Source organism: Pseudomonas sp. HN2-3 (genome assembly GCF_020691745.1).
GTDB classification, from domain to species: domain Bacteria; phylum Pseudomonadota; class Gammaproteobacteria; order Pseudomonadales; family Pseudomonadaceae; genus Aquipseudomonas; species Aquipseudomonas capeferrum.
Window position 1 is genome coordinate 5652705 of the sequence record NZ_CP085704.1, and the last position, 14578, is coordinate 5667282.

Below are 14578 nucleotides of genomic sequence, written 5' to 3' on the forward strand. Positions count from 1 at the left end.
CCACAGGATTGGCACTGGAACACAGGTGTGTGCAGTACCTGGACCGTGTGGGAGGGCTACAACCGGATCAGAACGCCGGCAGTACCGCACCGCTGTATTTCTTGGCGATGAATTCCTTCACTTCCGGGCTGGTCAGAGCCTTGGCCAGCTTCTGGATGGCGTCGCTGTCCTTGTTGTCCGGGCGAGCCACCAGGAAGTTCACGTAAGGCGAATCGGCACCTTCGATCACCAGCGCATCCTTGGCCGGGTTCAGGCCGGCTTCCAGGGCGTAGTTGGTGTTGATCATGTCCAAGTCAACCTGATCCAGCACACGCGGCAGCATGGCCGATTCCAGCTCGCGGAATTTCAGATTCTTCGGGTTCGTGGCGATGTCTTTCGGGGTGGCCAAGGCATTTTTCGGATCTTTCAGTGTGATCAGGCCAGCCTTCTGCAGCAGCAGCAGGGCACGGCCGCTGTTGCTGCCCTCGTTAGGGATGGCAACGGTGGCGCCTTCCTTCAGCTCGCTCAGGCTTTTGACCTTCTTCGAGTAGCCACCGAACGGTTCGACGTGCACGCCGACCACGGTTTCCAGGTGGGTGCCTTTGCCCTCGTTGAAGTTCTGCAGGTACGGCAGGGTCTGGAAGTAGTTGGCGTCCAGACGCTTCTGGTCAACCTGCACGTTGGGCTGCACGTAGTCGGTGAAGACTTTGATCTGCAGGTCTACGCCTTCCTTGGCCAGGGTCGGCTTGATCAGCTCGAGAATCTCGGCATGCGGCACCGGGGTGGCAGCCACCACCAGTTTTTCGGCGGCATTGGCCAGGCCAGCGAGCGACAGGGCGGCGGCCAGGGCAGTGGTCAGCAGGGTCTTCTTCATGGTGGTCCTTGTTCTGAATCTGGGCCATCGGCGATGGCGAAGTCGTGTGCCCTGCCCCGTGTGGGGTGGGCGTGAAGCGGACAATACCGAGATTTCTTATACCGCAACAATATCTTTTAATTAGCTGCTTATTCCAAAAACAAACTGCCATCACCGCCTTTGCTTATGAGCGCTGTCTAACACGCAGGGTTGGGCAGGTCGAGGTCCTCCGGCTGGATCTCTTCGCTGTCATTCACCAGCAGGGCGAAGTGGATGACGTTCTCCAGCTCGCGGGTGTTGCCGGGCCAGGCATGGGCTTCCAGCACCTGCTGGGCCGCGTCGCTGATCAGCGGCACAGAGCGTTGCAGGCGGGCGGTGTAGATACCCACAAAGTACTCGGCCAACGGCAGAATATCGCCACGGCGCTCGCGTAAGGGGGGCAGTTCCAGCGCGCCCTCGCGCAGGTACTGGTACAGGCGCTCATTAAACCTGCCAGCCTTCACCACCCGCGCCAGGTCGATGCTGGTCGCCGCCACCAGGCGCACATCCACAGGCTGAGGCTGCTGCGCGCCGACGCGGGTCACTTCGCGGTTTTCCAGCGCGGCCAGCAGCTTGCCTTGGATCTCCAGCGGCAAGTCGGCTATCTCGTCCAGGTACAGGGTGCCGCCGTTGGCCGAACCGAACCACCCGGCGCGGCTGCTGGCAGTGCCGCTGTGGGCACCAGCGCTGTAGCCGAACAATTCGGCGTCGGCGTAGGTCGGGCTGATGGCCGCGCAGTTGACCGACACGAACAGCCCGCTGCGGTCACTGGCGCGATGAATCTGCCGCGCCAGCAACTCCTTGCCGGTACCGGTCTCGCCACGAATCAGCACAGGCAAGGGCAGTGGCGCCAGGCGTTCGAGGTCTTGGCGAAGCTGTTGCGAACGGGGGTCGATGAACACCAGGGCCTTGGCACGAATGCTCAGCGGGCTCTTGTCCAGCTCGGGGAAGGTCAGCAGCGGCTGGCCAAACGGGTTTTGAAAGGTCATGACGAACTCCCGCCCCAGGCCTTCGATGGCCGGGCGTCAGGCTAACGGTAATCAGTAGGGGCGATCAGGCGCGGCGCAGTGCGCGCTGCTCGACCCGGCTCTGCAGGCGATACAGGTAGGCGAAGCCTTGTTCCCAGCGCTCGTGGCCGGACTTGACGTTGATGTGCCCGGCATTGGTCAGCAACCCCGCTTCAGCACCCCAGGCCTGGGCCAGGTGCAGTGCACGCGGCACGCTCACTGCCGGGTCGTTGTCGGAGCTGACCACCTGGCTTGGGAACGGCAGCGCCTGCATCGGGATCGGCGCGAAGTTGCGCAGAGCCGGCGCGCAGGTCGGCCGCTCGACATCCGCAGGCGCCACCAGCAGCGCGCCACGCACTTGGCGCAGCAACGCCGGGCTGGCCTCGGCAGCCCAGTGGGCGACGGTGATGCAGCCCAGGCTGTGGGCGATGAGGATCACCGGCGAGCGTTCGGCGGTAATCGCCTGCTCCAGGGCCTGCACCCAATCGCGCCGTTGCGGGGTCAGCCAGTCGAGCTGCTCTACCCGGGCGCTGTTGGGCAGGGTGCGCTGCCAGTGACTCTGCCAATGGTTGTCTGGCGATCCTTGCCAGCCCGGCACAATCAGGTAACGAATAGACTCATTGCGCATGGGGACGCCTCCAGTAAGTTTGCGTGCTTGGAGACCAGTATAGGGAGGCAGTTATATTCGTAAAGGAATAAGAAGCTATTTATTAATAACTTAAATTCATTTACAGAGCGACTGAGATGGGGATGGTGTGATGGCGTCGTGGTGCCTGGCTCAGGGGTTGCGGCGCTCGATCTGACAGGCGCTAAAAATTCACTGGCGAGCTCCTTGTCGCCAAAATGCATTCTCAACCAAAAAAAAGGGCCAACCCCTGCCAAGAGATGTGGCCCATAAGCGCTCATAGAGCGTACTTGCCTGAAGAGGGTTGCCGGGTATCAGCGCGCGGTGATCACCGCCAGCTTGCTGATGCCCGCACGTTCGATCGCCGCCATGGCACGCGCGACTTCGCCGTAGTTCACGCCGTCGTCGGCCTGCAATTGCACACGCACTTGCGCGTCCTTGGCCTTGGCCGCCTTGAGGTTGGTCTCCAGCAGGTCCGGCTGGATCTCGTCCTTGTTGATGAACAACTTGCCGGCCCCGTCGATGCTCACCACCAGCGGGTCCTTCTGCTCCACCGGGGCCACCGCCTCGGTCTTGGGCAGGTTGATGGGGATGGCGTTGGTCAGCAGTGGCGCGGTGACGATGAACACCACCAGCAGCACCAGCATGACATCCACCAGCGGCGTGACGTTGATTTCACTGAGGACTTCGTCGCTGTCCTGGGTCGAAAAGGCCATGTCAGGACGCCTCCTTCACTGGCTGGGTAAACCCGGCCTGGGCCTTGTGCACCGCCGGGTGCACCAGTACCCGGAAGGCACTCTTCTGCGCCAGGCTGTAGAAGTCATGGGCGAAGTCGTCGAGGTCTGCGGCGGTCAGCTTGAGGCGACGCAGGAAGTAGTTGTAGACCAGCACCGCAGGCACCGCGACCGCAATACCCACACCCGTGGCCACCAGCGCCGCGCCGATAGGCCCAGCCACGGTTTCGAGGCTGGCAGAACCTGCCGCACTGATGCCCTTGAGCGCTTCCATGATGCCCCACACGGTGCCGAACAAGCCGATGAAGGGCGAGGTACTGCCGATACTGGCGACCACGGCCAGGCCGGTTTCCAGCGAACGGCGCTCGCGCACGATCTGCTGGCGCAGGGCGCGCTCGAGGCGGTCCTGGTGATTGATGGCGTGGCTGAGGTCGTTGGCCTGGGTGGTATCGCCCACGGCAATGGCGGCATAGCCGGACTGCGCGACGCGAGCGGCCGGGCCAGGCAGCTCGTGGCTGATTTCGGCGGCCGAGTCCAGGCTCGAGGCGGCCCAGAATTGCTGGTGGAAGCGTTTGTCCTGGTGCTTCAGCCGCACGAACTGCACGACCTTGACCAGGGCGAGGCCCCAGGTGACGACGGAGAAGCCGACCAGCAGCCAGATGACTGCGCTTTCAACGGATTCGAGGGGGGATGCCAACAGGCTCATGATGATGTCTTCCTATGTTCTGCTGATGCGTTGAAAAGAGTTATCGAAGCTTGAAGTCGATCGGCACGCTGACCCAGCCGGTCTGGGCCACGTCGCCTTGCTTGGCAGGGACGAAGCTCCAGCGCTTGACCGCCGCCAGCGCAGCGGCGTCCAGGGCATCGCGGCCGCTGCTCTTCTGCACCTGGATCTGCCCTGGCTTGCCGCTGGGCAGTACCTCGACACGCAGCAGCACGGTGCCTTCCCAACCGCGGCGCTGAGCCATCTGCGGGTACTCCGGCGCCGGGTTCTTCAAATACGCAGCGTTGGCCGAAGCCGGCGTCACCGGGGCCGGCGCGTGTGGCGCGGGGGCTGGCGGCGCGGGGGCTGCCACCGGTGCAGGCGGCGGTGCCTCGACCGGTTTCGGCTGCGGCTTGGGTGGTTGCTTGACCACAGGCTTGGGCACCGGTTTTGGCTTGGGCTTGGGCTTGGCTGCCAGCTCGTCGACTACCGGCGGCGGCGGTGGTGGCTCGACCACCGGCGGCGCGGGGGCGGGGGGTGGCGGCTCGACCACGGGCGGCGCCGGCGCGGCGAACTCGATGGTCATGGGCGGCACCTGCGGCGGCACCACTGGCAGCTCAGGCGTCGGTGCCTGGCTGACCCAGTAGGCGGCGGCGCCATGCAGCGCCAGCACCAGCAACGCCAACGCCAACTTGTCGCGGCGCTTCAGGCCGCTGGTAGGCGTGCGTTGCAGGCGCTGCTGGCCAAGCGGAAGACGAAGCGTGCGTCCAAGCTCGACCAGGTCGCCGGATGCCGGGCGCCATGGCTGGTCGTAGGCCCTGACGGCCGTCTGGACATTACCCATTGATCAAACTCCTGGGGTCTCGATTCAGGTGTGTGGCTGAATCATCGGGGCCAGAGGCTTATCTCTTAAAGTAATATTTAAAATTATGGTTAGAACCATATTGAATATTAAAAAGCATGTTCTCTAGCAAAGCCTCGCGCCTCAAGGGCTGTAGAGGCGTCAGAAAAAGACGATGCATTCAGGGCATATAAAATATTCGCGTTAGGCATCAGATTGTTGCGAGGGCTTCGCAGCCTCAGCAATCCATCAGGCATAAAAAACCCGGGACCATGCCCGGGTTCTTCGTTCACTGACAGATCAGATATCCGCCACCTTCTGCCAGACCTTCGGCCTGAAGAACAGCGTCTCCCCCCGCGCCAGGCCAGTCAGGCTATCGTGGTCCTTGACCACCTCAGCTTCGATCAGCTCGCTCTGCCCTTCCACCTTCAACGTCACCCGGGTCGTCGCGCCCAGCGGGCGAATGTCGCGCACCTCGGCGGCGTGATGCCCCTCGGTCTCATGCCGCGACAGCGACACCTCGTGGGGGCGGAACAGCACATGGTTCCCTTCGCTCAAGGCCAGGCGGTTGGAGTCACCCAGGAAGTGATAAACGAAGTCGTTGGCCGGCTGCTCGTACACCTCACCCGGCGAACCGATCTGCTCGATCACGCCCTTGTTCATCACCACGATGCGGTCCGCTACTTCCATGGCCTCTTCCTGGTCATGGGTCACGAACACCGAGGTCAGGTTGATGTCCTCGTGCAGGCGCGCCAGCCAGCGGCGCAGCTCTTTACGCACCTTGGCATCCAGGGCACCGAACGGCTCATCGAGCAACAGCACCTTGGGCTCCACCGCCAAGGCGCGAGCCAGGGCGATACGCTGGCGCTGGCCACCGGAAAGCTGCTCGGGGTAACGGTCGGAGAGCCAGTCGAGCTGCACCATGTTCAGCAGCTCATGCACTTTCTCGGCAATTTTGCTCTCGCTCGGGCGCTCGCCCTTGGGCTTCATGCGCAGGCCGAAAGCGACGTTGTCGAACACGCTCATATGGCGGAACAGCGCGTAATGCTGGAATACGAACCCGACGTTGCGATCACGCACGTCGTGGCCAGACACATCCTCGCCGTGAAACACGATGCTGCCGTCATCCGGCGTTTCCAGCCCGGCGATGATGCGCAGCAGGGTGGTCTTGCCGCAGCCGGACGGGCCGAGCAAGGCCACCAGCTCACCGCTGTGGATATCCAGGTTGATGTTGTCCAGGGCCTGGAAGCTGTTGAAGCGCTTGCTGACGTTACGAACTTCGATCGACATGAATTATTCCTCCGCAGCGCTGTGGCGCAGGCGGTTAATACGGTTCTCGCTCCACTGCTTGAGCAGCAGGATGAAGAGCGCCAGGATCAGCAACAGGCTGGCCACGCTGAAGGCCGCGACGTGGTTGTACTCGTTGTAGAGGATCTCCACGTGCAGCGGCAAGGTGTTGGTGACGCCGCGGATATGGCCCGACACCACCGACACCGCGCCGAACTCACCCATGGCTCGCGCGGTACACAGCACCACGCCGTAGATCAGGCCCCACTTGATGTTCGGCAGGGTCACGTGCCAGAACATCTGCCAGCCATTGGCACCGAGCAGGCGCGCGGCCTCTTCTTCCTGGGTGCCCTGCTCCTGCATCAGCGGGATCAGTTCACGGGCCACGAACGGCACGGTGACGAAGATGGTGGCCAGCACGATGCCCGGTAAGGCAAAGACGATCTGGATATCGTGGTCCTGCAGCCATGGCCCGAAGAAGCCTTGGGCGCCGAACATCAGCACGTAGACCAGGCCGGCGATCACCGGCGACACCGAGAACGGCAGGTCGATCAGGGTGACCAGCACGCTCTTGCCGCGGAAGGTGTACTTGCTTACGCACCACGCGGCGCTGACGCCGAACACCAGGTTCAGCGGTACCGAAATGGCCACCGCCAGCAAGGTCAGCCTGAGCGCAGACAGCGCATCAGGCTCGAAAATCGCTTCGAAGAAGGTGCCAAACCCGTTCTTCAAAGCCTGCGACACCACGATCACCAGCGGCAGCAGCAGGAACAGCGCGAACACCAGCCAGCCAAGGCCGATCAGAATACGCCGCGAGGTGGCGCTGCCACGCCGGGCAGCATTGGCGGCGGCAGTAGCGCTCAGGGATGAACTAGACATAGCCGGCCTCCTTCAAGGGGTTTCGATACGGCGCTGCAGCAGGTTGATCAGCAGCAGCAGAATGAAGGAAACCACCAGCATCAACACGCCGATGGCGGTCGCGCCGGTGTAGTCGTACTGGTCGAGCTTGACCATGATCAGCAGCGGCAGGATCTCGGTCTTCATCGGCATGTTGCCGGCAATGAAGATCACCGAACCATACTCACCCACCCCGCGGGCGAAGGCCAGGGCAAAACCGGTCAGCCAGGCGGGCAGCAGTGCTGGCGCCAGTATATGGCGGAACACCTGTAGCGGTTTCGCGCCCAGGCAGGCGGCGGCCTCTTCCACTTCACGCGGGATGTCGGCCAGTACCGGCTGCACCGTGCGCACCACGAATGGCAGCGTGACGAAGGTGAGCGCCAGGGTGATGCCCAGCGGCGTGTAGGCAATCTTGAAGCCCAGGTCAGTGGCGAACTGGCCAACCCAGCCCGCCGGGGCGTACAGGGCAGTCAGGGCGATACCGGCAACGGCAGTCGGCAGGGCGAATGGCAGGTCGATCATCGCGTCGATGATCTTGCGCCCGGGGAAGGTGTAGCGCACCAGCACCCAGGCCAGCAGGGTGCCGATCACGCCATTGATGATGGCGGCGAACAGGGCGGTGCCGAAACTCAGCTTGAGCGCGGCGATCACCCGCGGCGCGCTGATGATGGTCCAGAACTGCTCCCAGGTCAGCTGCGCGGCATGCACGAACATCGCGGCCAGCGGTATCAGCACAATCAGGCTGAGGTACACCAAGGTGTAGCCCAGCGTCAGCCCGAAGCCGGGTATGACGGGGGAAATACGACGTGACATAAATATCCCTGGTTGAACGCACGAAGCCCGGCGGTTAAGCCGGGCCCGTGCAGGCTACTGAAGGGTGTTGCTCCCGCAGGCGCAGAATTACTGGGCCTGATAGATCTGGTCGAACACACCGCCGTCGTTGAAGAACTTCGGTTGCGCAGTTTTCCAGCCACCGAAGTCCTTGTCGATGGTTACCAGGTCCAGTTTCGGGAATTGCTTGCCGAATTCGGCAGCGACCTTCTCGTCACGTGGGCGGTAGAAGTTCTCGGCGGCAATCTTCTGGCCAGCCGGGCTGTACAGGTGCTTGAGGTATTCGGTGGCAATTGCGGTATTGCCCTTCTTCTCGGCGTTCTTGTCGACCACGGCCACCGGTGGCTCGGCCAGGATCGACAGCGAAGGCACGACGATTTCGAACTTGTCGGCGCCACCGTCTTCCTTCAGCGCCAGGAAGGCTTCGTTTTCCCAGGCCAGCAGGACGTCGCCCTGGCCGTTGTTGACGAAGGTGATGGTCGAGCCACGGGCGCCGGTATCCAGCACTGGCACGTGCTTGAACAGCTCTTGCACATAGGCCTTGGCCTTGTCTTCGCTACCACCGGTCTTCAGGCCGTAGGCCCAGGCGGCAAGGAAGTTCCAGCGTGCGCCGCCGGAGGTTTTCGGGTTCGGGGTGATGACCGAAACGTCTTTTTTGATCAGATCGCCCCAGTCCTTGATGCCTTTCGGGTTGCCCTTGCGCACCAAGAACACGATGGTCGAGGTGTACGGGGTGCTGGCGTCCGGCAGGCGGGTCTGCCAGTTGTCCGGCAGGGTCTTGCCGAGCTTGGCGATTTCGTCGATGTCGCCGGCCAGGGCCAAGGTCACCACGTCGGCGCGCAGGCCATCGATCACGGCACGGCCCTGTTTGCCCGAGCCACCGTGGGATTGCTGGATCTTCACCTTGTCGTCCGGGTGGGACTGCTGCCAGTGCTTGATGAATTCGGCGTTGTACTGTTGGTACAACTCACGGGTCGGGTCATAGGACACGTTCAGCAGTTCGTAGTCCTTGGCGATTGCGGAACCGGCAAAAACAGCACTGGCCAGGGCGGCGAGCGCATAACGGCGGATGGACATGGTGAAGCTCCCGATTGGCATTTTTCTAATTTTTTGAAGGTGTGGCGCGATCAGCCGGACTTGTTGCCGGGCTGTTGCAGGCGGAACTTCTCCTTGCGCTCGATCTGGACGACCTGAGCGTTGTGCACGGTAATCTCCACCGCACCGAAGCGCAGATCGCGCAAGGCGCTCTGGATCTCACGCAGAATGGTGGCTTCGTCCTGACCGTCGATGCTACGCAGAGATGCACTCATGCTCGTTCTCCTTGGAGTGAGGGTGCCGGGCAGAGATTTGAAGGGGGTTTGCGCCTGGCTTGAGGGCAATAGTAGTGAGGCGCGGATATTCTTAAAAATACTGTTTAAGAATGTTTATATAACCATTTTAAAAAGACCCTGCGGGCGCGGGTTTAGCCGCGCCCACAGGGTTCGGTGTAGCGCTTCAGTTTTGTTTTTGCGGCTCGCGGATCTTGTACCAGGCCACATACAGGGCCGGCAGGAACAGCAAGGTCAGCAACGTCGCGACGATGATGCCGCCGATCATGGCATAGGCCATCGGCCCCCAGAACACCTCTCGGGCAATGGGGATCATGCCCAGGCTGGCTGCCGCCGCAGTCAACAAGATCGGCCGCCGCCGATGGTTGGTGGCCTCCACCACCGCATCCCATGGCGAGAACCCCTGCGCTTCGAACTCGTCGATCTGGGTCACCAGGATCACCGAGTTGCGAATGATGATGCCGGCCAGGGCGAGAATCCCGAGAATCGCCACAAAGCCCATCGGCGTACCGGTCGGCACCAGCGCCAGCACCACACCGATCAGCCCCAGCGGCGCCACGCTGACCACCAGGAACAGCTTCTGCACGCTGTGCAGCTGGATCATCAGGAAGGTCGCCATGAGGAACAGCATCAGCGGGATGACCTTGGCGATCGGGCCTTGGGCTTTGCTGCTCTCCTCCACCGTACCGCCCGTGGCCACTTCGTAGCCGACCGGCAACTGGCTGGCGAACTCATCGATCTTCGGCTTCAGTTGGGCCACCAGGTCGGTGGGCTGGATGTCGCCGTTGACCGAGGCCTTGATGGTGATGGTCGGCTTGCGGTCACGGCGCCACACCAGCGGCTGCTCCAGTTCGTAGCGCACGGTGGCGAAGGCCAGCAGCGGTATCGAGGTGCCACTTGGGGTGACGATCTGCAGGTTCTGCAGTGTGTCCGGCGAACCCCGCTCGCTGTCCACGGCACGGGCGACCACGTCCACCAGGTAGATATTGTCGTTGACCTCGGTCACAGGTGCGCCGCTGACGATGCTGTTCATCACGTTCGCCACGTCTTCGGACGACAGCCCCAGCTGGCGTGCCTTGTCCTGGGCGATTTCGATCCGCAGCACCTTACCGGGCTCGTTCCAGTCGTAGATCATCTCGCCGATGTGCTCGTTGGCATCGAGCAGCGTGGCCAGGTCGATCGCATGCTTGCGCACCTGGTCGATGTCCTTGCCGCTGACGCGGTACTGGATCGGCCGGCCCACCGGCGGGCCCATCTCCAGCGACTGCACGTTGGTGCCGATGCCGACGAACTCTTCATGCAGCAGTTTCTGCAGGCGCACCATCATGCCTGCACGCTCCTCGAAGCCTTTGCTGACGATGACCAGCTGGGCGTAGTACGGGTTCTGCAGTTGCTGGTCCAGGGGCAGGTAGAAGCGGATTGCGCCCTGGCCGATATAGGTGCTCCAGCGCACCAGGTCCGGGTCGTCCTTGATTCTCGCCTCCAGGCGGTCGACCACCTTGCGCGTCTCCTCGATCGAGGCGTTTTGCGGCAAGTTGAGATCGACGAGGATTTCCGGGCGATCGGACGACGGGAAGAACTGGTTTTGCACAAAGCGCATGCAGAACAACGCCAGGACGAACAATACGATGGTACCGATGATGGTCAGCCATCTGTTGCGCATACACCACAGCAAACCGCCTTCGAACGCCCGCCCTAAGCGGCCAGGCTCGGCGTCGTGGGCCTTGAGCTTGTCAATCTTGAGAATATGCACGCCCAGCACCGGCGCAAAGAACACCGCCACCACCCAGGACACGATCAGTGCCACGGCGATCACTGCGAACAGGGTATAGGTGTACTCGCCGGCAGAACTGGCATTGAGGCCGATCGGCACGAAGCCGGCCACGGTCACCAAGGTGCCGGTGAGCATGGGGAATGCCGTGGAGGTGTAGGCAAAGGTAGCCGCCTGCTCCTTGCTCTCGCCCATTTCCAGCCGTGTGACCATCACCTCGACGGTAATCATCGCATCGTCCACCAGCAGCCCCAGGGCGATGATCAGCGCACCCAGCGAGATCCGCTGCATGGTGATGCCGCTGTATTCCATGAACACAAAGACCATGGCCAGCACCAGCGGGATCGAGCAGGCCACCACCAGCCCGGCGCGCACGCCCAGGCTGACGAAGCTCACCGCCAGCACGATCACCACCGCCTCGAACAAGGCGCTGGTAAAACCGCCCACCGCGTCCTTGACCACCACCGACTGGTCGGACACGGTGTGCACACCCACGCCCACTGGCAGGTCGCTGACGATGCTGTCCATCTTCTGCTTCAGCGCAGCGCCGAACACTTGAATGTTGCCGCCGGCCTTCATGCCGATCGCCAGGCCAATGGCAGTCTGGCCGTTGTAGCGGAACATCGGCGCAGGCGGGTCGACGTAGCCGCGCTCGATATCGGCGATATCGGCCAGGCGGAAGAAGCGGTCATTGATCCGCAGGTTGACGGTTTGCAGGTCTTTCTCGGAGGCGAACTGCCCGGTAGTACGTACCGAGATGCGCTCTGGCCCGGCTTCGATCACCCCGGCCGGGGTCACCGCGTTCTGTTGCTGCAGCGCCTGCATGACTTGGCGCTGGTCGATGCCCAGGGCCGCCAGCTTGCGGGTGGAGAACTTCAGGTACAGCACTTCGTCCTGGGTGCCGACCAGTTCGATCTTGCCGATATTGGGTACTTCACGCACCTCGGCGCGGGCCTGCTCCACATAGTCGCGCAACTGGCGCAGGGTCAGGCCGTCGGCGGTAAAGGCGTAGATGGAGCCAAACACGTCGCCGAATTCGTCGTTGAAGCCCGGCCCCTGGATGCCTTGGGGGAATTCGCCGCGAATGTCCTGGATCTTCTTGCGCACCTGATACCAGATGTCCGGGATGTCGGCGGCCTTGGTGGTGTCGCGCAGGTAGACGTAGACGGTGGACTCGCCGGGGCGTGTGTAGCTTTTGGTGTAGTCGAGGGAGTCGAGCTCTTCGAGCTTCTTCTCGATGCGGTCGGTGACCTGGTAAAGGGTCTCGTCCTGCGTCGCACCGGGCCAGCGGGTCTGGATCACCATGGTCTTGATGGTGAACGACGGGTCTTCCTCACGACCCAGGTTGAAATAGGAAAAAATCCCCATCAACAAACCGACGAACATCAGGTACCAGACGAAGGACTGGTGGCGCAGCGCCCATTCGGACAGGTTGAAGCTTCCTTTCATTGCGCGTCCTCGTCGAAGGTAACTTTCTGGCCGGGCTTGAGGCTGTTCACACCAGCGGTAACCACGCGCTCGCCGGGTTGTACGCCGGCGCTCAACATGAAGCTGTCGCTGGTGCGTTCGGTCAGCGTGACGTCACGGGTGGCGACTGTTTTCTGTTGGGGGTCGATCACCCAGACCTGGGTTTTGCCATCACGCTCAAGCAGCGCGCTCAGGGGCAGTTCACTGCGCGGGGTGATCGCCGAGGTCAGGGTCACGCTGATCGCCGTGCCCAGGTGGAACGCGTCCGGGGTGCTAGCCAGGGTCAGCCGGGCACGCCGGGTGCGCGTGGCAGCGTCGGCCTGGGGCTCCAGCTCGCGCAGGGTGGCGGTGGTGTTGATGCTGGTATCCAGCTGCGAGGCAACGGTGAACGTAAGGTCCTTGGTCAATGCTTCGGCAATGTTTATGGGCAAGTCGATGACCGCTTCCTTGACGTCTGGTCGGGCCAGGGTGACCACGGCCTGCCCGGCCGTGACGGTCTGCCCGGCTTCGGCCTGCCAGGCGGTGATCACGGCCGCATGGTCGCTGCGCAGGGTGCTGTAGTCGAGCTGATCGCGAGCCTGGCTGACCGCCGAGCGCGCCTGTTCCAGGCTGGCACCGGTGGTTTTCAGGTCGGTCTGGGCAATATCCAGCTGGGCCTGGGCGCCAACGCCGCGGTCATACAACTGCTGCTGACGACGTGCGTTGGCCTGGGCGTTGATCCACTGCGCCTGAACCCTGGCGAGGTCGCCCTCGGCCGCGCGCAGCTGGTTCTGCTGGTCGGTCGGGTCAAGGGTGGCCAAGGTATCGCCGGGTTTCACCTGGGCGCCGACATCCAGCCAACGCCGGGCGATGCGCCCGGAGACGCGAAAACCCAGGGTACTTTCAAAACGCGCCTGGATGGCGCCGGCGAAGCGGCCCAGCTGCGACTGCGCCTGCGCCTCGACCAGGGTCGACAGCACAGGGCGCACGGCTTCGGGTTGCTGTTCTTCACTGCCACAGGCGCTCAACAACAGCCCTGCCGCGCCTATCAGCATTAGACGTTTCATGGCGCGGCGCCTCCATCCTGAGCATCGACTTTTTCAACCTGCATGCCCGGATGCAAGAGCTGACCACCGCCGACCACAACCGTTTCGCCACCTTTGATGCCTTGGGCGACGACGACCTTGCCGGTGAGGTAGCGCGTGACCTGCACTTTGCGCAGCTCGACCTTGTCGCCCTCGCCCACCACCCACACTGCCGGCTCATGCAAGGCCTTGGTCAGTGCCGCCCAAGGTAACTCGATGCTCGGTCGCCCCTGAGCATTGGCCGTGGCGGTGACCGGCGAGCCCAATTGCATGCCCGGCGGCACGTTGCGCAAGGCCACCTTGACCTGCACCGTGCCGCTCTGCGCCGACACCGTCGGGGTGATTTCGCGGACAAAACCCTGGGCCTGAACCTTGGGGTCATCGAGCAGGCTGACGACCACTCCGGCATCGCTTGGCGGTGCCACCAGCAGCGATTCATAGACATTGAACACCGCGTCGCGGTCGCCATCGCGGGCCAGGCCGAAGATCGGCATGGTCGCCTGCACCACCTGGCCGACTTCGGCCTGGCGCTCGGTGATCACGCCATCGGCCTCGGACACCAGCGCGGTATAGCTCAACTGCTCCCGGGCATTGGCCAGCTGTGCCTGAGCGGCCTTGAGCGCGCTCTGGTTGCTGCGCAGCGCCGCTTCGGCAGAGTCGTACTCGCTCTGGCTGGTATAGCCTTTGGGCAACAGTTTTTGCTGGCGCACGAAGGCGGCGGCCGTCTGTGTCACACGCGCCTGGGCGGCGAACACTTCAGCCTTGGCCGAGTCGACGTTGTTCTGCAAGTCTTTGGGGTCGAGCCGCGCCAGTACCTGGTTGGCCTTGACGTGATCGCCCACATCGACACTGCGTGAAATGATCTTGCCGCCCACACGGAACGACAAATCGGTTTGTACCCGTGCCTGCACGTCGCCGGTCAGGGTGACCCTGGCAGCGAAGTCAGTGGGTTGTACTTGTAGCACGCCGACCCGAGGCAGTTCCGGGCTCGAGACTTCCCTCTCGCACCCCGACAACATAAACAGCAACCCCAGGCAGACGACCGACAGAAGACGCCTCAACGTCATGCGGGCTCCTTGCTTGCGCGCAAATGGTTCGAGGAATGCGACTGTTAGCGTAGTTCAGGGTTCAGCAAACAGCGATACTGCCTGT

At 62.7% G+C, this 14578-nt stretch carries 14 protein-coding genes; all 14 read right to left on the reverse strand.

Translation table 11 applies throughout. The annotated features are described in order from the left end of the window. Positions 1-67: 67 nt before the first annotated feature. The gene (locus tag LJX93_RS25615) at positions 68-853 is read right to left on the reverse strand and encodes a MetQ/NlpA family ABC transporter substrate-binding protein (protein WP_047582135.1); all 786 of its coding nucleotides are present in this window, start codon (positions 851-853) and stop codon (positions 68-70) included. A 176-nt stretch (positions 854-1029) separates the two neighbouring features. Further along, positions 1030-1860, reverse strand: a complete 831-nt coding sequence (locus LJX93_RS25620; protein WP_095063917.1) for a sigma 54-interacting transcriptional regulator — start codon at positions 1858-1860, stop codon at positions 1030-1032. 64 nt (positions 1861-1924) lie between these two features. Next, entirely contained in the window at positions 1925-2506 is a 582-nt protein-coding gene (locus tag LJX93_RS25625; RefSeq protein WP_047582131.1) for an alpha/beta hydrolase, read from the reverse strand. Positions 2507-2817: 311 nt separating this feature from the next. Beyond that, complete coding sequence (locus tag LJX93_RS25630) at positions 2818-3219, reverse strand: ExbD/TolR family protein (protein WP_047582129.1); 402 nt, start codon at positions 3217-3219, stop codon at positions 2818-2820. Position 3220: 1 nt separating this feature from the next. After that, the gene (locus LJX93_RS25635) at positions 3221-3943 is read right to left on the reverse strand and encodes a MotA/TolQ/ExbB proton channel family protein (RefSeq protein ID WP_033702106.1); all 723 of its coding nucleotides are present in this window, start codon (positions 3941-3943) and stop codon (positions 3221-3223) included. A gap of 40 nt (positions 3944-3983) precedes the next feature. Next, positions 3984-4784 (reverse strand): energy transducer TonB, encoded by an 801-nt coding sequence (locus LJX93_RS25640; protein ID WP_047582127.1) that lies wholly within the window; start codon positions 4782-4784, stop codon positions 3984-3986. Positions 4785-5081: 297 nt separating this feature from the next. Beyond that, the gene (locus tag LJX93_RS25645; RefSeq protein ID WP_033702112.1) at positions 5082-6071 is read right to left on the reverse strand and encodes a sulfate/molybdate ABC transporter ATP-binding protein; all 990 of its coding nucleotides are present in this window, start codon (positions 6069-6071) and stop codon (positions 5082-5084) included. Between the two features lie 3 nt (positions 6072-6074). After that, the gene (gene cysW / locus LJX93_RS25650; RefSeq protein ID WP_033702114.1) at positions 6075-6947 is read right to left on the reverse strand and encodes a sulfate ABC transporter permease subunit CysW; all 873 of its coding nucleotides are present in this window, start codon (positions 6945-6947) and stop codon (positions 6075-6077) included. 12 nt (positions 6948-6959) lie between these two features. Beyond that, positions 6960-7778: a sulfate ABC transporter permease subunit CysT gene (gene cysT, locus LJX93_RS25655; RefSeq protein ID WP_033702116.1), complete on the reverse strand. Its 819-nt coding sequence runs from the start codon at positions 7776-7778 to the stop codon at positions 6960-6962. Between the two features lie 87 nt (positions 7779-7865). Beyond that, entirely contained in the window at positions 7866-8873 is a 1008-nt protein-coding gene (locus LJX93_RS25660) for a sulfate ABC transporter substrate-binding protein (RefSeq protein WP_033702118.1), read from the reverse strand. 50 nt (positions 8874-8923) lie between these two features. Continuing rightward, on the reverse strand, positions 8924-9106 hold the full coding sequence (gene oscA, locus LJX93_RS25665) for a sulfur starvation response protein OscA (RefSeq protein WP_016489716.1): 183 nt from the start codon (positions 9104-9106) through the stop codon (positions 8924-8926). A 184-nt stretch (positions 9107-9290) separates the two neighbouring features. Continuing rightward, the gene (locus tag LJX93_RS25670; protein WP_047582117.1) at positions 9291-12344 is read right to left on the reverse strand and encodes an efflux RND transporter permease subunit; all 3054 of its coding nucleotides are present in this window, start codon (positions 12342-12344) and stop codon (positions 9291-9293) included. Further along, positions 12341-13408, reverse strand: a complete 1068-nt coding sequence (locus LJX93_RS25675) for an efflux RND transporter periplasmic adaptor subunit (RefSeq protein ID WP_047582115.1) — start codon at positions 13406-13408, stop codon at positions 12341-12343. The genes LJX93_RS25670 and LJX93_RS25675 overlap by 4 nt, the downstream gene beginning before the upstream one ends. Then, complete coding sequence (locus tag LJX93_RS25680) at positions 13405-14493, reverse strand: efflux RND transporter periplasmic adaptor subunit (protein WP_227696527.1); 1089 nt, start codon at positions 14491-14493, stop codon at positions 13405-13407. The genes LJX93_RS25675 and LJX93_RS25680 overlap by 4 nt, the downstream gene beginning before the upstream one ends. Between the last annotated feature and the right edge of the window lie 85 nt (positions 14494-14578).